This window comes from Longimicrobium sp., from assembly GCA_036389135.1.
Classification (GTDB): domain Bacteria; phylum Gemmatimonadota; class Gemmatimonadetes; order Longimicrobiales; family Longimicrobiaceae; genus Longimicrobium.
Genome location: DASVQP010000026.1, coordinates 1 through 17,718, shown reverse-complemented (window position 1 = coordinate 17,718; position 17,718 = coordinate 1). Strand labels below are relative to the sequence as shown.

General features: G+C 70.7%; 12 protein-coding genes. 5 read left to right on the top strand and 7 right to left on the bottom strand.

Annotation, left to right across the window (positions count from 1 at the left end; genetic code table 11):
- Position 1: 1 nt before the first annotated feature.
- The 7 genes from rpsP to VF584_05295 all read right to left on the bottom strand — a co-directional run bounded on the left by rpsP (position 2) and on the right by VF584_05295 (position 9,156).
- Positions 2-643, bottom strand: a complete 642-nt coding sequence (gene rpsP / locus VF584_05325) for a 30S ribosomal protein S16 (protein HEX8209587.1) — start codon at positions 641-643, stop codon at positions 2-4.
- A gap of 173 nt (positions 644-816) precedes the next feature.
- Complete coding sequence (gene ffh, locus VF584_05320; GenBank protein HEX8209586.1) at positions 817-2,175, bottom strand: signal recognition particle protein; 1,359 nt, start codon at positions 2,173-2,175, stop codon at positions 817-819.
- A 201-nt stretch (positions 2,176-2,376) separates the two neighbouring features.
- Positions 2,377-4,110 carry an ABC transporter substrate-binding protein gene (locus tag VF584_05315; GenBank protein ID HEX8209585.1) on the bottom strand — a complete coding sequence of 578 codons (1,734 nt, stop codon included), beginning with the start codon at positions 4,108-4,110 and terminating at the stop codon, positions 2,377-2,379.
- A gap of 205 nt (positions 4,111-4,315) precedes the next feature.
- Positions 4,316-5,800 carry a HAMP domain-containing sensor histidine kinase gene (locus tag VF584_05310; protein ID HEX8209584.1) on the bottom strand — a complete coding sequence of 495 codons (1,485 nt, stop codon included), beginning with the start codon at positions 5,798-5,800 and terminating at the stop codon, positions 4,316-4,318.
- 27 nt (positions 5,801-5,827) lie between these two features.
- Positions 5,828-6,220, bottom strand: a complete 393-nt coding sequence (locus tag VF584_05305) for a response regulator (protein ID HEX8209583.1) — start codon at positions 6,218-6,220, stop codon at positions 5,828-5,830.
- Complete coding sequence (locus tag VF584_05300; protein HEX8209582.1) at positions 6,217-7,704, bottom strand: ATPase domain-containing protein; 1,488 nt, start codon at positions 7,702-7,704, stop codon at positions 6,217-6,219. Before VF584_05300 ends, VF584_05305 begins: the two co-directional genes overlap by 4 nt.
- A gap of 36 nt (positions 7,705-7,740) precedes the next feature.
- Positions 7,741-9,156: an ATP-binding protein gene (locus tag VF584_05295; protein HEX8209581.1), complete on the bottom strand. Its 1,416-nt coding sequence runs from the start codon at positions 9,154-9,156 to the stop codon at positions 7,741-7,743.
- A 399-nt stretch (positions 9,157-9,555) separates the two neighbouring features.
- Between VF584_05295 and VF584_05290 the strand changes: the two genes are divergently transcribed.
- The 5 genes from VF584_05290 to VF584_05270 all read left to right on the top strand — a co-directional run bounded on the left by VF584_05290 (position 9,556) and on the right by VF584_05270 (position 17,417).
- Complete coding sequence (locus VF584_05290; GenBank protein ID HEX8209580.1) at positions 9,556-11,829, top strand: hypothetical protein; 2,274 nt, start codon at positions 9,556-9,558, stop codon at positions 11,827-11,829.
- Positions 11,816-12,427 carry a hypothetical protein gene (locus tag VF584_05285; protein HEX8209579.1) on the top strand — a complete coding sequence of 204 codons (612 nt, stop codon included), beginning with the start codon at positions 11,816-11,818 and terminating at the stop codon, positions 12,425-12,427. The genes VF584_05290 and VF584_05285 overlap by 14 nt, the downstream gene beginning before the upstream one ends.
- 489 nt (positions 12,428-12,916) lie before the next feature.
- Positions 12,917-15,067 (top strand): cation:proton antiporter, encoded by a 2,151-nt coding sequence (locus tag VF584_05280; GenBank protein HEX8209578.1) that lies wholly within the window; start codon positions 12,917-12,919, stop codon positions 15,065-15,067.
- Between the two features lie 197 nt (positions 15,068-15,264).
- A complete protein-coding gene (locus tag VF584_05275; GenBank protein HEX8209577.1) occupies positions 15,265-16,071 on the top strand; it encodes an alpha/beta hydrolase in 807 nt (268 codons plus the stop codon).
- Between the two features lie 2 nt (positions 16,072-16,073).
- Positions 16,074-17,417 carry an ATP-binding protein gene (locus VF584_05270; protein HEX8209576.1) on the top strand — a complete coding sequence of 448 codons (1,344 nt, stop codon included), beginning with the start codon at positions 16,074-16,076 and terminating at the stop codon, positions 17,415-17,417.
- Positions 17,418-17,718 lie beyond the last annotated feature (301 nt).

The following is a 17,718-nucleotide window of genomic DNA, read 5'->3' as shown; positions in this document are numbered from 1 at the left end:
CTCAGCCGGCGTTCTCTTCGGTCGCGTCGGCGGCACCTTCGGCCGCGGGCGCATCTGCCGTCTCGGCCGCGGGGGCGTCCGCCGCGGCGTCGCCGCCGCCGCCGGTCACCCGCTCGACGGCGGAGCGGACGGTGTCCGCAACCGCCGAAGCCGCGCTGGAAGCCGCACCGGTCACCACACCGGCAGCCGACGAAGCGGCGTCCGACACCGCACCGGCGGCGGTCGAAGCAGCGCCCGTCACCGCGCCGGCGGCCGTGGAGGCCACGCCCGTCACCGCGCCGGCTGCAGCCGAAGCGGCACCGGAAACGGCACCCGCGGCGCCCTTGGCGGCGCGCCCGGCGCCCTGGACGGCACCGGAGGCGGCGGCGGCGACGTTCTCCACCACACCCTCGGGGACGGGCTGGAAGACGCCGCCCTTCTTGAGGAGCGAGTTGACCGTGTCGGTGGGCGTGGCGCCCTGGGCGAGCCAGAAGAGCGCCTTCTCCCGATTGACCACGAGGGTCATGGGGTTGGTGGTCGGGTTGTAGTGGCCGATGTTGGCCACGAACCGGCCGTCGCGCGCATTGGCGCTTTCCGCGATGACGATGCGGTAGTGCGGGGCCTTCTTACGGCCCATCCGGCGGAGGCGAATCTTGAGTGCCATTCCTGACTCCTGGTGGTGGATCGGGTGGCGTCCAGCCCGTGCGGCGGTTTGCCGGCATCAGCGTGCGAGCGGACGATCGAAAAAACGGGAATCGGGAATGGGGAATCGGGAATGGACAAGAGCTCGGAGCCGCCGGCGCTGTTCCCATTCCCCATTCCCCAATCCCCATTCCCCTACATTCGGGGCATCCCGCCCCCGAACGGCAGCCTGGGCATCCCGCCTTTCGGCATCATCCCCTGCAGCCCCTTCATCTGCTTCATGAACTTCTGCATCTCCTTGAACTGCGCCAGGAGACGGTTGATCTCCATCACCGGGCGGCCGCTGCCGCGGGCGATGCGGGCGCGGCGCGGGCCGTTGAGCATCTCGGGGCGGCGGCGCTCCTGGGGGGTCATCGACAGGATGATCGCCTCGATGTGCTTGAACTGCTTGGGATCGACCTTGACGTTCTTCAACATCTTGTTGTTCACGCCCGGGATCAGCTTCAGCAGGTTCTCCAGCGGCCCCAGGTTCTGGAACTGGCGCAGCGCGACCAGGAAGTCCTCCAGGTCGAACCGCCCCGCGCCCATCATCTTCTTCTCGAGCTTGGCGGCCTCGTCCTTGTCGAACGCGCGCTCCGCCTTCTCCACCAGCGAGAGCACGTCGCCCTGCTGCAGGATGCGCCCGGCCATCCGCTCCGGGTGGAACTCCTCCAGCCCGTCCAGCTTCTCGCCCACGCCCAGGAACTTGATGGGCTTGCCGGTGACGCCGAAGATGGAGAGGGCTGCGCCGCCGCGGGCGTCGCCGTCCATCTTGGTGAGCACCACGCCCGTCACGTCCAGCGCGTCGTCGAAGCCCTTGGCCACGTTCACCGACTCCTGGCCGATCATTCCGTCCGCCACGAAGAGGATCTCGTGCGGCCCGACGGCTTCCTTGAGGCGGCGGAGCTCGTCCATCAGCTCCTCGTCGATCTGCAGGCGCCCGGCGGTGTCGATGATGACCACCCGGTCGCGCTCGCTCCTGGCCAGCTCCAGCGCGCGGCGCGCGATGCCCACCACGTCGGTGGAGCCCGGCTCGGCGTAGACGGGAACGCCCACCTGCTCGCCCAGCGTCTGGAGCTGCTCCACGGCGGCGGGGCGGTAGACGTCGCAGGCCACCAGGCGCGTCTGGCGCATCTCGCGCTTCATGCGCCGCGCGATCTTGCCGGCGGTGGTCGTCTTACCCGAGCCCTGCAGCCCCACCATCATGATGACGGTGGGGGGGAGCGGCGCCAGCGCCAGCGGCGAGCGCTTCTCGCCGAGCATGGAGGTCAGCTCCTCGTGCACCACCTTGACGATCTGCTGCCCCGGCGTAACCGACTTCAGGACGCGCTCCCCCAGCGCCTTCTCTTCCACGCGCTTCATGAAGTCGCGCGTGACCTGGTAGTTGACGTCGGCCTCCAGCAGGACGCGGCGGATCTCCCGGAGCCCTTCGCGGATCATGGGCTCCGTAAGGACTCCACGCTGCCGCAGGCCGGAAAATACGCCTTCGAGCTTGTCGCTGAGCTGGTCGAACATCGGCGCCACCTGGATAAGACGAAAACCGCCGCCCGCGCGACGGCACGGGCGAGCGGGAGGTGCACAGCCCAACAATATAGACGCGGCGCGCCGTTTGGACAACCCGAAGGGGAATGGGGAATGGGGAATGGCCGTCCCCCTCCCCCAGGCAGTTTGGGGGGAGGGGGATGCGTCGCGGAGCGACGCTGGGGGTGGGGGCCCCTACTTCTTGGCCGTATCCACCGGCACCGCCGCCGGCGGCGGGCGCGGGGCGTTGCGGCGGCCGGCGGGGTCCAGCCACCAGCGGTGCGCGTTGAGGAGGTCGCCGCGGGTGTCCATCTCGCCGTAGTGCAGGCGGCGGTTGACGCCGGCGATGCGGCGCGGATAGTAGAGCACCGTGTACGGAGCCTCCTGCGTCATCAGGTGCTGGTACTCCTTCCAGAAGGGGAGCGCCGCCGCGCGGTCCGTCATCACGCCGGTGGTGTCGATCAGGAAGTCCGCGCGCGGGTTGGCGAACTGCACGTACTGGTACGGCCGGTCCAGGTTGGAGCCGTGCAGGATGTCGCGGTCGTCCTTGCGAAAGAAGTCCACCCACGAGTTCACCACCGCGTCGTAGTCGCGCTTCCGCTCTCCCCCGATGTCGTCCTGCAGCTTGGAGATCAGCGTCGTCCACTCCATCTGGCGCGGCTCCACGGCGATCCCCATCGGCTTGAGCTGCGCCTGGACGATCTCCGTGATGTCCTTGCGCGTGTCGTTCCCCTGGTTCGTCACCAGGGTGAAGCGGAAGGGGCGGCCCTGCGCGTCCTCCAGCACGCCGTCACGGTTGCGATCGATCCAGCCGGCCTCGGTCAGCAGGCGGCGGGCGCCGGCAGTGTCGTAGGGGAGCTGCGTCTGCGGATCGCGGGGATCGTACGACCAGTGCGCGGGGGTGACGGTGGAGCGCCCCACGTCCGCGAAGCCGTACAGCAGCGCGTCCACGATCTGCTGGCGGTTGATGGCCATGGTGAGCGCCCGCCGCACGCGCGCGTCGCGGAACTGCGGGAGGCGCGTGTTCCAGGCGATGTACACCCACTGCCGGTACGAAGTGTGGTTCACCTCCAGCGCCGGGTTCGCCCTGATCTGCGGCACCTGCGGCGGCCTGGGCCCCAGGTACACGTCCACGCGGCCGGTGAGCAGCTCGGTGAGGAGCGTGGTCATCTCCGGGATGGGGCGGTAGACGATGCGGTCCACGTACGGACGCCCGCCCAGCGCCTTTGGGAAATCCGGGTTGGCCTCGAACACCCACTCCTGGTTGGCCAGGTGGCGCACGAAGCGGAACGGCCCGTTCCCCTTTGGCGTCTGCGTGCCGAATGGGTGGTTGAGGAGATCCTCCGGCTTCACCTTGCCCAGGACGTGCTCGGGCATGGGCGGGGTCTGGAACCACGCGTCCAGGAAGTCCGAGTGCGGCCGCAGCCTGAAGCGGATGGTGTAGTCGTCCAGGAGCTGCGCCCTGGGGTTGTAGAAGGGGGTGAAGCTGGAGGCGTTGGGGAACGCCGTCTTCGGGTCCATCACCCGGTCGAAGGTGAAGAGGACGTCGCGGGCGGTGGTGGGCACGCCGTCGTGCCACTTTACGTCGCGCCGCAGGTGGAAGGTCAGGTCGATCGAGTCGCCCGCCACGCGCACCGTGTCCCACCGCTCGGCCAGCCATGGCACGGGGTTCAGCTTCGCGTCGTACTTCACCAGCGGCATGAACAGCATGTACTGCTGCACCTGCGCGCTGTAGTTGTCGCTGGAGACCAGGGCGTTCATCGACTGCAGGTCCCCGTACGAGCCGACGGTGACGGTGCCGCCGTACTTCAGCGAATCGGGCACGTCGCCGGCCTTGGCGCGGGTGCCGCCCCCGCCCTCGCGGCCACAGGCGGCCAGCAGCATGGTGCAGCTACACGCGACTACGGTGCGAAGGGTGGGACGGAGCATCAGGACCTTTCGTGAGTGTGTGGCGAACGGCTGCCGAAACAGGTACATGCGAACGCCGTTCCGTGTTCCCGGAAACCGCAACTGCATGGCTCACACAGAGGCACAGAGACACGGAGGAGAGGGACGGAAGAAGGGGAGTGCTGCCGTTTTCGTCTGTGGCTTTCCGTTCCTTCCGTGTTCTCTGCGTGAGATGCCGTTCGGCCTTTCAGCCCAGCGGGATGCTGACGCGGAAGGTGCTGCCGCGGCCGGGCTCGCTGGTGACGCGCACGTCGCCGCCCAGCATCCAGGTGTTGCGGCGAAGGAGGGAGAGGCCGAGGCCGATGCCCGGGCCGCGCTCGACGGCGCCCGGCTCGGCCTGCCAGAAGGCTTCGAAGATCCGCTCCAGGTTCTCGGGGGCGACGCCGATTCCCGTGTCGCTGACCTCGAGCACGGCGCGGTCCCCCTCGGCGCGCAGGGCGAGGCGGATCTCGCCGCGGTCGGTGAACTTGACGGCGTTGCCCAGAAGGCTGAAGAGGATCTGGCGTACCTTGTCCGCATCCGTGTGCGCGGCAAAGGGCGCATCGCCCGCGTCCACCACGAAGCCGAGGCCCTTCTGGCGCGCGAGCGGCTCCACCAGGGCGGCGCTCTCGCGGGCGATGGCGGCCAGGTCGGTCGTGGCGGGGCGCACCGTCTCCCACCCGGCCTCGGCGCGCTGGTAGCCGAGCGACTGCTCCACCAGCCGGTCCAGGTGCCCCGCGGCGGCCAGGATGCGCGCCACGTGCCCCCGCGCCTCGTGGGGAATGGGGACGGGGATCCCCTCCTGCAGGAGGTGGGCGAAGGCGACCACCGTCATCAGCGGGGTGCGGAACTCGTGCGAGATGGAGCTGACGAACTCGGTGCGGGCACGGCGCGCCCGCTCCGCCTCGTCGCGCACCCGCGCATCCTCCACCGCCAGCGCCGCGCGGCGCGCCAGCTCCTCGGCCAGCTCCACCTCGGCGGCGGCGTACGGGCCCACGGCGGAGGCGCGCGAAAAGACGAGGGCCCCCGTGACGCGCGCGCGCACCGAGAGGGGAACGACGAGCACCGCGTGCGGGGCACCCCCCTCAGGGCCGTCCCCCTCGTCATCCGCCGGGTCGCGCAGGAAGTGCGGGGTGACCTCGGGAATGTGGAGCGTCTCGCCGGAACGCAGCGCCACCGCCACCGGGTGGTCGGGGTGGTCGAGGCCGGAGGAGATGGAGCCGATCTCCGTGAGCCGCGCCTGCTGCGAGGGGTGCCGGTGCACGGCGGCCACGCGCCGCACCCGCCCGCCGCTCTCCTGCAGGTACACGGCGCACACCTCCGAGAACCACCCCACCGAGAGGCGCGCCAGGCGGTCCAGCATCGCCTCGTACTCCAGCGAGCCGGCCAGCACGTCCCCCGCCTCCATCAGCAGGCGCAGCGCGCGGGCCGGGTCGTCCGCGTCCGGGGCTCCGGCGGGGGCGGTGGGGTGGTAGGCGCGGGCCAGCCCCACCAGGTCCTCCACCACGAAGTCCAGGAGGCGCTCGCGGTCCGGAGGGCTCAGCTCGGCGCGGTGCTCCTCGTAGCGCTGCAGCTCGCGCCGGATGCGGTCGGAAAGGTCGCGCTCCTCGCGCACGGAGCGCGGGGCCTCGTCCAGGCTCTCGTTGAGCTGGTCGATCAGGCGCTGGATCCTCTCCCACAACGGCTCGGGCATCGGCGGGTGGCGCGGGTTTGCGGGCCGCTAGCGGCCGTTCGGGGTCAGGTGGCGGCGCACCAGATCGGGGAGGGCGCGGATGCTGAACGGCTTCTGCAGGAACCCGTCGGCTCCCGCGCCGCCCCAGTGCACGTCGCGCTCGTCCGCGGAGGAGAATAGGATCACCGGCACGTCGCGGAGCGACTGGTCCATCTTCAGCACCTTGCAGGCGTCGCGGCCGTCCAGGTCCGGCATCATGACGTCCAGCAGGATGAGGTCCGGACGCTCGTTGCGGGCGAGCGACACCGCCTCGGCGCCGCCGTGCGCCTCCACCACCGTGAAGCCGGCGTAGCGCAGCATCTCGGCCACGAGCGCCGTGATGGCGGGCTCGTCGTCCGCCACCAGGATGCGGGGCTGCTGTCCGGCCGCTTCGCTGCTCATCCGTGGTGCGCCACGCCGAGGAGCGCGGTGTCCGCCTTGGAGAACGGCTTCCCAACCGAGAGCCCCTCCTCGGTGATGATGAACTCGCGCAGCGAGTGGTCGTGCATGCGCGCGCGGATCTTCAGGACGACGATCAGGCGCTTCATCTCCCCCTTCTGCTCCACGTAGCGCAGGTGGAGCGCGTTGTCCATGATGGCGGAGAGCTCGGGCGTCGGCATGTCGAAGCTGTCCCCCGCCACCCGCTGCAGATCGTGCATCACCACGGTGGTGACGCGCCGCTCGCGGAGGAGGTTGGTGAGCGCCGTGAGCACGAACAGCTCGCGCTCGGGCGGGATGACGGCGTGGCGCAGGTCCTCCAGCCCGTCGATCACCACCCGCTGGATCTTGTTCTCCTCGATGAGATCCAGGAGCCGCTCGATCTCCAGGTCCACCAGCAGCTCGGTGGGGGCCTTCCAGTAGATGTGGAGGAGCCCGTCCTCCACCGCCCGCCGAAGGGGAAAGCCCAGCCCTTCCCCCTTCTGCACCAGCATCTCCGGCGGTTCGTGGTAGCCGATGAAGAGCCCCGGCTCGCCGGCCTTCACGCCCTCGTGCAGGAACGCCAGGCCGGAAACCGTCTTCCCAGATCCGGGTGTACCGATCACCAGCGTCATGGTGTGGCGGTCGAGGCCGCCGCCCAGCATCTCCTCCAGCCCCGCGATCCCGGTGCGCAGGGGCTCGGCGGAGGGGGGCGGCGGCGCGGCGTCCACCACGTGCGTCTCCATGTGCGCCGTGAGCGACTCTACGCGGGGGGAGATGTGCACCCCGTCCGGGGTGATCCGGAAGGTGTGCCAACCGCCGATGTGGGCCACGCCGCGCATCTTGGTGACGGCAAAGAACCTCACCTGCCGCCAGCGCACTTCCTGGCTGTCCATCTCCAGGATGGCGTCCGCGATGGTGAAGGTGGGGTCGAGCGAGATCCCGCCCTCCGGCGGGTGCGCCAGGAGGAGGGTGGTCATCCCCGTGATCCCCGCCTGCGCCTCCATCTCGTGCATGAACTGCTGGTAGTCCATGCGCCCCTCCGCCGCCACCTTGAGCGCATGCACGCCATCCAGGATCAGCAGCGTGGGCGCGTGGTGCGCCACCAGCCGGCCGATCTCCTCGCGCGCGCCGGAAAGCCCGCCGCGAGCGAGCGCCGGGTAGAGGCTGGCGTAGTAGAACGAGGCGGGTACCGCCGCCGGATCGAAGAAGGAAAAGGTGCGGGCCTGCGAGATCAGCGTCTGGTGCGTCTCCACCAGCGCCGTGAGGTAGAGGACCTTGCCACCGTCGCGGATCAGGTTGGAGCCGATCTGGTGCGCGAGCACGCTCTTTCCCGCGCCGGGGCCGCCCAGCACCACGTGCAGCCCGCCCTGCCGCAGCCCCCCGTCCAGGAGACGATCCAGCCCCGGCACCCCGGTGGGCACCCGCGCCGTCTTCGCTCTTTGCGATCCACCCCGCGTACCGTCCATACCGTCTCCTTTCCCCGTGAGCCCTCCGCCGGCGCCTCAGCTCTCGCCGCGTTCCGTCCTCAGCTCCACCTCGAACACGCTTCCCCGCCCCGGCTCGCTGCGGGCGCGGATCTCGCCGCCCAGGATCGCCACCAGCCGGCGGGTGATCCCCAGCCCCAGCCCCGTGCCCCCCGCGCGCCGAGTGCCGGGGACGTCCGCCTGCCAGAACGGCTCCCAGATCCTCTCCATCTCCCCCGGCGTCATCCCGCGGCCGGTGTCGCGCACCTCAAAGGTGGCGGTGCCGTCGCCGGTGCGCAGCGCCAGCCGAACCCTCCCCTCGGTGGTGAACTTGACCGAGTTGCCCAGCAGGTTGAAGAGCACCTGGCGCAGTTTGTCGGGGTCGGTGACCACCGTTGGCCCATCCCGCGGCACCTCCACCGCGAGCTCCAGCCCCTTCTGCCTGGCCAGCGGCTCGATGAGCGCCGCGGTGTCGCGCGCGAGCTCCGCCAGGTCGGTGGGCGCGGCGCGGAGCTGGTCGCGCTCCGCCTCGATGCGCGAAAGGTTGAGGACCTGCTCCACCAGGTGCGTGAGGTGCCGCGCGGCGTCCACGATGCGCACCGCGTGCCCGCGCGGCACTTCCGCGATGGGCTCCGGTATCCCGCTCACGAGCAGCTCCGCGTAGGCCACGATGGCGGTGAGCGGGGTGCGGAACTCGTGCGACATCGCCGCCAGGAACTCGGACTTCACCTCGCTGGCACGCTGCGCCTCGCGGTGGAGGCGCGCGTTCTCCACGGCGAGCGCGGCGCGGTCCGCCAGCTTGCGGGCGAGCCAGAGGGCGTCGGGCGTGTACCTCCCCGGCTCGTCCCATCCCAGGCTGAGCGCCCCCAGGATGCGCTCGCGGATGCGCAGCGGCACCACCAGCAGCGAGCGCGGCGCCACCTCCCCTTCCGGCCCGGCGTCGTCGATCTCGGGGAGGAGCTCGGCCTCGCCGGTGCGCAGCGCCCGCGCCACGGGGGCGCTGACCGCGTGCGGGTCGAAGGGACGGCTCGCCAGCACGGCGCGGAGGAGCTCTTCCTTGCGCGGGTCTGCGTGCGCGGCGCCCAGCCGCTGCACCTCGCCGCCTTCGCCGGTGAGGTAGACGATGCACGAGTCCGCCACGCGCGGCACGCAGAGCCGGGCGACGCTGGCGAGGGTGGTCTCGTAGTCCAGCGACCCCGCCAGGATCTCCCCCGCCTGGGCCAGGAACGCTTCCCGCTGCCGCGCCGCCTCCGCGTGCCTGCGCGCCGCCTGCTCCTCCAGCAGCGCGTGCGGGCTCCCGGCCAGTTGGCGCAGCCCGTCGACCGTCGCGCGCAGCTCCGCCAGCAGCGCATCCGCCTCGGCGCGCGCATCCGCGGGGAGCATCCGGACGCGTGCCTCCAGAAGCTCCAGCCGCCGCTCCGCGGGCTCGATGTGGACGGTGCCGGGATCGTTCATCGGTGAAGGGATGTCATTCGTGTCGATGGCCGTCCTGGGCTTGTGGGTGGATGATCTCCGGCACGAAGCAAGCCATTCGGATCGGCAAAGAGCAGTCCCGCCGCGTCCGCAGACTCCGGCGCATCGCCCTGCGTGAAACAGCAAAACCATCACACCGAGACACGGAGGAAACAGAGAGGATGGAAGGAAGTCGATAGCCTTCTTGCAGTTCCCTCTCGTCGTTTCCTCTGTGTCTCCGTGTGGGGCCCGCCGTCGCAGTGCCGTGAACCACGCTCCCAGGTCCGTGGGACCGCCGTTTGCGTACATCCAGGACCGGCACGAAAGGTGGGGAAGACCCGCCCCCGCCCGTCATCCCGCCGGATGCCGTCCGACTCCCGTTCTCTCCTGACCGAACTGCCGATGGCCCAACGATTTCCCCAGGCGCTGACCTGTTACGTGAGCGGCGTGCACAGCGGCCCCAATCCCTCGCCGGGGCTGGGGGTGGCGCGCTCGCTGCGGCAGGCCTTTCCGCACGCCCGGCTGGTCGCGGTGGACTACAGCGTGGAAAGCTCGGGTCTGCACAGCGAAGTGTTCGACGAGGTGTGGGTGCAGCGGCCGTGGAAGGAGATGCGCCTTCCCGTCTACCAGGCCGCCATCCAGGCGGTACTGGACGGCGGGGCGCTCTGGTTTCCGGGGCAGGACCTGGAGGTGGAGTGGATGGCGGGCGCCCTTCCCGACCCCGCCCGCGCCATGCTCCCCGGCCTCGCCGCGCTGGAGCGGGTGGCGAAGCCCGCGATCTTCGCCTCGGAGGGGCTCCCCGTCTCGATCCCCGAGTGGATCGGCGCCGACCGGTCGGACTGGGACCTGCACGCCTTCTGCCGCGAGCACGGGTGGCGGGTGTGGCTCAAGGGGCCCAACTACGAGGCGATGAAGGTGCGCGACTGGCCCTCCTTCCGCCACGGGCGCGACTTCCTCAGCGAGCTGTGGGGAACGGAGCAGCTCTTCGTGCAGCGCCACGTGGTGGGCGCGGAGGAGTCGGTGGCGTTCTGCGCGTACCGCGGGGAGCTGCTGGACTGCGTGCACATGACCAAGCACACGCAGACCGCGGAGGGGAAGACGTGGGCGGGCGCCGTGAACGAGGTGGAGCCGGGCTTCGCCGAAGCGCTGCGCGCGCGCATCGCCGAGCTGAACTGGACGGGCGGCGGGGAGCTGGAGTACGTCCGCGCGCTGGACGGCACGCTGCACCTGATCGACTGGAACCCGCGCTTCCCGGCCTGGATCCACGCCGCGTCGTTCGCCGGGCACAACCTGCCCGCGCTGCTGGTGGAGGCGGCCGGGATGGGGACGCCCCAGCCCGTCCCGTTCCAGACGAATCAGTTCACGCGCATCGTGCTGGAGGTGCCCGTCCGCAACACGCACCCGCTGCCGGCTGTGCGCCAGGCGAACGACCAATCCGGCGTCGGCTCCAAGCACCCCTCGGGGATGACGGAGCTTTCGCGCCGCCTGCGCGAGAACCGCCCGCGCGAGGACGAGCCCGTGCGCCCCGGCCCCGTGGTGGTGCCCGCGATGGCGAGCGACCTGGAGGAGGTGGCGGGGAACGGCGCCGCCACCCCGCGCCGCATGTTCCTGCCGCGCACCTCGCGCGAGCGCTTCGCGCAGGTGGAGGCGGTGCTCGACGCGCAGCCGGGGGGCACGGTTGAGGTGGGGTTCGGCTACAGCGTGAAGACCAACCCGCACCCCACGCTGCTGGCGCTGGCGGACCAGGCGGGGATGTTCGCGGAGGTGATCAGCTCGGCCGAGATGCGCCGGGCGCTGGAGTTCGGCTTTCCGCCCGAGCGCATCATCATGAACGGCCCCGCGTCGCAGTGGCCGGACGGGCCGGGAGCGGGCGGGCCGCTGATGGCGGCCTTCGCGGACTCGCCCCAGGCGTTCGAGCGCTGGATGTGCCACGGCCCGCCCGAGGCGCGCTACCTGGGCATCAGGCTGCGACCCGTGACCTTTGAGTCGCGCTTCGGCAGCGGGCTGGGGAGCGTGGAGCGCTTCGCCCACATCGTCAAGCTGCTGAAGGCGATGCCGGCGGAGCAGGAGATGGGGCTGCACTTCCACTTCGCCAGCGACGTGCTGGGGCCGGCGCGCTGGAGGGAGGTGTTCGAGGGGGTGGTGCACTGGGCTGCGGCCATCGAGCAGAGCGTGGGGCGCGGGGTGCGCTGCCTGGACATGGGCGGCGGCTACTTTCCCGACGACTTCGACCGCGAGCTCCTTCCCCGCATCGGCGCCATGACCGCGTCCGCCTCGGCGATGCTGCCGGAGCTGGAGCGCTTCTTCCTGGAGCCGGGGAAGGCGATGGCGCAGCCCTCCATGGCCCTCGCCACCACCGTGCTGGAGGTGCGGCGCGGAAGCGATGGGGCGGTGGAGGCGGTGGTCGACGCCGCCATCTCCGACCTGCCGATGGCGCCCTTTTACCCGCACCGGGTCTACCGGCGCACGCGGCAGGGGGAGTGGGAAGGGGTTGGCGGCGGCTCCGACCGGCTGGTGGGGCGGATCTGCATGGAGACGGACATCCTGGCGAGCGACCTGAAGCTCCCCGAGGAGCTCAAGGCGGGCGACCGGCTGGTGATTGGCGACGCGGGCGCGTACGACGCCAGCATGGCTTACAACTTCGGACGGGGGTTGCTGGAAGATGCGTGCTGCTGAGCCGACCGTGGAGTCGGCCCCCTGGGCCGAGTTCGTTCCCTCCGTCCTTTCCGACCACGGCACCGAGTGCTGCGCCATGGCGCGCGCCTGGTACACCGCGATGGACCGCTCCATGTGGCGCGGCGAGGGCGGCCCCGCCTGGATCTCGCGCAAGTTTCCCTGGGGCCCCAGCAAGTGGCCGCTCTTCTGGTGCGAGGCGATGGAGGCGGAGGAGCTGGACTGCGGCGCGCACCAGGCGCTGAGCATGGAGGCGTTCCGGGCGCGCGGCATTCGCGTGGTGCCGGTGCAGCTCGTACAGCGCCAGGAGGTGCACCACCTTCCGCACTGGCACGGCCGCTGGGGCGACGCCAGCGCTTCGCCTGCGTGGGCGCGCGAGGGTGTGGCGTATCACGAGGCGTGCGCCACACTGCAGGAGGGGCGCGCGGAGGTGTGGGACCCGACGGTGGGCGCATGGCTCTCGCCGCGCCACCTGGAGGGGGTGCGCAGCATCGCCGCGGTGCGCATCGGCGGGGCCACGGCTTCGGATGAGTTCGTGGATTGGCGCGGGGTGCGGCTGCGGATGGGGGTGTGGGCTTCGCTGGAGGCGGGAGGGGGGTGAAGGGTCGGGGCCGCGGGTGGCTCGCCGGGGGCTGAAGCCCCCGGCTGGAACGACGGGAAGCCCACTGAAGTGGGCTCGAGAAAGGCGTGATTGAACCCGGAGTCCGCGAAGGCGGACTTCGCGTGTTTCCAGCGGCCTTCATTCGCTCCTGGTGCGGGGCGGGGGTGGTGCGCGGGGCACGGCGGGTGGGCGGGACACGGGCAGCCACGTGGGGCGGCCCCTACGGGTTTTGGGGCGGAGGGCGTGGGTCGGGGTGGGGGCGAGGGTGGGCGGTCAATGCCCTGACCGGGCCGAGTTCATTGGCGAGATGGGATCTCGCCCGCGAGTCCGCGAAGGCGGACTTTGTGCTGTTGTTGCCGCGAGTTCACTCGCCCGCCTCCCCTGTTCCACGGTTGGCTCAGGTTGTGCCAAGCAGCTGCCGTAAACGTCCGTAGTCGCCTCCGCGGGATTCCCTGTCCCAGGGCGGCGCGGCGCCTGTTTCCGTGAGCAATGCAAGGATTTACCGCGGCTCCACACCACGACGTCCTCGCCCTCGTCCTGCAGATCGCGGTGCTGCTGTTCGTGGCGCGCGCGCTGGGCGAGGTGGCGCAGCGCTTTCGCCAGCCGGCCGTGGTGGGCGAGATCCTGGCCGGGATCATCCTGGGGCCGTCGCTGCTCAGCGGCTTCTTTCCGCTGGTGGGCAAGTGGATCGTCCCGCACAGCGAGGTGCAGGGCTACCTGCTGGAGGTGGTGAGCCTCTTCGGCGCCATGTTCCTCCTCCTCATCACCGGCCTCGAGACCGACCTGCAGCTGATCCGGCGGCAGGCGCGCACGGCGCTGGGGGCGTCGCTGGGCGGGATCGTGGTGCCGTTCGCGACCGGCTACGTGCTGGGGCTGTACATCCCGGACGACCTGCTGGCGAACCCCGAGCGGCCCATCGTCTTCGCGCTCTTCCTGGCCACGGCCATGTCCATCTCCGCGATCCCGGTGATCGCGAAGGTGCTGATGGACCTCAACCTCATGCGGCGCGACGTGGGGCAGGCCATCATCGCCGCGGGGATGACGGACGACGCCATCGGGTGGATGCTGCTCTCGGTGGTGCTGGGGCTGGCCGGCGGCGAGGCGACCAACGCGGGGACGGTCGGGCTGGCGGTCGGCAAGGTGCTGGGGTTCATGGTGATCAGCTTCACCATCGGCCGCTGGCTGGTGCGCCACGCCCTCAACTACGTGCAGGACCACGTGGTCAGCCATCACCGCATGCTGTCGCTGGTGGTGGTCTTCACCTTCGGGTGGGGCGCCCTGTCGCTGGCGCTGGGGCTGGAGGCGATGCTCGGCGCCTTCGTGATGGGGATCCTGCTCGGCGGGATGCCGCGCCTCCCCAGCCGCGTCTTCCACACCGTGGAGACGATGGCGATGGGGGTGTTCGCGCCGATCTTCTTCGCGGTGGCGGGGCTCAAGGTGAACGTACGCAGCCTGGCCGAGCCGCGGCTGATCGGCATCGCGCTGCTGGTGATCGCGGTGGCGTGCTTCGGCAAGGTGGTGGGCGGCTACGCCGGGGCGCGCTTCCTGGGAGGGCGCGACCACTGGACGGCGCTCAGCTTCGGCGTGGGGATGAACGCGCGCGGCGCCATGGAGATCATCATCGCCAGCATCGGCCTCTCCATGGGGCTGCTGACGCAGGAGATGTTCTCCATCATCGTCGTCATGGCCATCACCACCTCGGTGCTGGCCCCGCCGGCGCTGCGCTGGACGCTGAGCCACGTCAAGATCGGCAAGCAGGAGCTGGAGCGGCTGAAGCGCGAGGAGCTGGCGCAGGACAGCCTGATCGCGGGGGTGAAGCGCGTGCTGGTGCCCGTGCGCTGCCGCCAGGGGGAGCGGCGCTCGCTCTTCCGCCTGGAGGCCGAGCTGATCCAGCAGATGCGCGAGCGCAGCGCCGTGGCGGTCACCCTCTTCACCGTGGTGGAGGAGTGCGACCGGGCGGCGAGCGAGGAGTTCCTGCGGCGCGTTGCCGAGTCGTTCCCCGGCACGGAGCTCACGTCCAAGGTGGTGGAGGGGAAGGACATCGCCAAGGCGATCCTGGCCGAGGCGGAGAACGACTACGACCTGATCCTGCTGGGCGCCCCCGCCGACTCCCAGGGCAAGGAGGAGCTCTTCGACCCCATGGTCGACTACCTCCTGCGCATGGCCCCCTGCCCCACCATGGTGGTGAAGGGCCGGCTGGGCGAGGAGAACTGGCCGCCGCGCCGCATCCTCCTTCCCACCAACGGCTCCACGGCCTCGCGCGCCGCCGCCGACGTCGCATTCGCGCTGGCGCTGGGCGAGGGGCGCGAGGTGATGGTGCTGAACGTGGTGGAGGCGCGCGAGGGGGCACGCCGCCTGGACCTGGGCGGCGAGGAGATGCGCCGGCAGATGGAGTCGGCGAAGGCCATCGTGGACCAGCTCTGCATCATGGGCGAGGCGCTGGGCGTGCGCACGCACACCGAAGTGCGCACCGGCGCCAACCCGGAGGCCGTCATCCTGGAGCTGGCGCGCGACGGGATCGACCTGGTGGTGCTGGGCACCGACCTGCGGCCCGCGTCCGACCGCCTCTTCCTGGGGCCGCGCGTGGAGCGGGTGCTGAACAACGCGGCGTGCCCCGTGGTGGTGATGAACGCGTCCTGAGGCCCTCTCCCCCAGCGTCGCTCCGCGACGCATCCCCCTCCCCCAAAACCGCCTGGGGGGAGGGGGGTTTCATATGGTGCAGTTTGGCCGAAAACGAGGGACTGAGACGCGGCGCGGTTCGGAATCGCACCCGCGGCGTTATATTTGAATGTGGACGCCGCACGGCGCGTTCGCGAAACCCGCACCTCCCGAGGCCCATGGACGTCCTTTCGCGCAACAACGTCAAGGTATTCGGCCGCGGCACGCAGCCCATGCTGTTCGCGCACGGCTTCGGGTGCGACCAGAACATGTGGCGCTACGTGACGCCCGCCTTCGAAGACGATTACCGCATCGTCCTCTTCGATTACGTGGGCTCCGGCCAGAGCGACCTGGCGGCGTACGACGCGAACCGCTACTCCACGCTGGAAGGCTACGCGCAGGACGTGCTGGAAGTCTGCCAGGCGCTCGACCTGCGCGACGTGGTGCTGGTGGGGCACTCGGTGAGCAGCATGGTGGCGGTGCTGGCCGCCAACCAAGAGCCGGACCGCTTCGCCAGGCTCGTCCTGATCGGCCCGTCGCCGCGCTACGTGAACGAGGCGCCGGACTACGTGGGCGGCTTCGAGCGCGCGGACATCGAGGGGCTGCTGGAGATGATGGACCGCAACTACATCGGGTGGGCATCGTTCCTGGCGCCGGCCATCATCAAGAACGCCGACCGGCCGGAGCTGGGCGAGGAGCTGACCGCGAGCTTCTGCTCCACCGATCCCAAGATCGCGCGGCGCTTCGCCGAGGCCACCTTCTTCGCGGACAACCGCGACGACCTGCGGCGCGTGCGCATCCCCGCGCTGGTGATGCAGTGCACGGACGACATGATCGCGCCGCCCGAGGTGGGTGAGTACGTGCACCGCAGCATGCCGGGGAGCACGCTGCGCGTGATGAAGGCCACCGGCCACTGCCCGCACATGAGCCATCCGGAGGAGACGGTGGAGCTGATTCGCGATTACCTGCAGGCCCAGCCGGCTTGACGGTGCGGATGGAGGCGCGGATGGAGGGTGTGCCCGAGGAGATGCTGGACGGCGCGCCGTTCGGCTTCGTCTCGTTCGCCGACGACGGCACCATCACCGTCGTCAACTCCACCGCGCTCTCCATGCTGGGCTACGAGCGGGGCGAGCTGGTGGGGCGCCCCTTCGAGACGCTGCTGGGGATGGGCGCCCGCATCTTCTACCAGACGCACTTCTTTCCGCTCGTCACGCTCCACGGCCGGGCAGACGAGATCTACCTGATCCTCCGCTCCAGGCGCGGCGAGCCGATCGGGGTGCTGGCGAACGCGCTGCGGCGGCCGCGCGGCGGCGGCTTCGCCAACGACTGCGCCTTCCTGCGCGTGAGCGAGCGCGAGAAGTTCGAGAACGAGCTGCTCCTTGCCCGCCGCGCCGCCGAGGAGGCCGGCGCCGCCCTCCAGCTCCGCTCCGACGAGCTGCAGGAGGCCAACGAGATGCTGGAGTCCCAGGCGCTGGAGCTGGAGCTGCAGCACCAGACGCTGGAGGAGCAGGCGATCGAGATGCAGGTGCAGTCCGAGGAGCTCCGCGAGGCCAACCTCGTGCTGCTGGAGCGCACCACGGAGCTGGAGCGGCAGCGCGCGCGGGCCGACGAGGCGAACCAGGCCAAGAGCACCTTTTTGGCGGTGATGAGCCACGAGCTCCGCACGCCGCTCAACGCCATCGGCGGCTACGTGCAGCTCATGGAGATGGGGATCCACGGCCCCATCACGCCGGAGCAGACCGAGGCGCTCAGCCGCATCGACCGCGCCCAGCGGCACCTGCTGCGGCTGATCAACGACGTGCTGAACCTGGCGCGCATCGAGGCGGGGCGCGTGGAGTACGTGATCGAGGACGCGTCCATCGCGGAGATGGTGGCCGCCGTCACGCCGATGGTGGAGCCGCAGCTCGCCGCCAAGGGGATCGCCTTCGAGGTCCGCATCTCCGACGCCGAGGTGGCGCGCGCGGACCGCGACAAGGCGCAGCAGATCATCCTGAACCTGCTGGGGAACGCCGCCAAGTTCACCCCCGACGGCGGCCGCGTCGTGGTGGACACCGGCTTTCGCGCGGAGGTGGCGGACCGCGTCTTTTTGCGCGTGACGGACACCGGCCCCGGCATCCCGCGCGAGATGCTGAGCTCGGTCTTCGAGCCGTTCGTGCAGGTGGACGCCAGCCATACGCGCCGCAGCCAGGGCACGGGCCTGGGCCTCACCATCAGCCGCGACCTCGCCCGCGGCATGGGCGGGGACCTGCGCGCCCGGAGCGTGGTGGGCGAGGGGTCGACGTTCACGCTGTCGCTGCAGCGGAGTGGGGGTGGTGGGGGGGCCGGCGGGTGAAACCGCTGCAACGACCGCGGGAAGCCTGCCTTCGCAGGCTCGGTGAGGGGGTTCGGGCCGGGAGGCGGGTGCCGGTCCGGCGGCGGGTCGCCGGGGGCTGAAGCCCCCGGCTGGAACGACGGGAAGGCGGCTGAAGCCGGCTCGTGAGCGCGGGGGTTGAGCCGGGGGCGAGGGTGGGCGTGATGAATCGGTGATGAATCACGCCCCTACGGAGATCCGCGCGCCCTGCGGAGATGCACGCGTACGCCCCTCCCCCAGGTAGTTATTGGGGGAGGGGCCGCGAGGTGACGAGCGGGGGTGG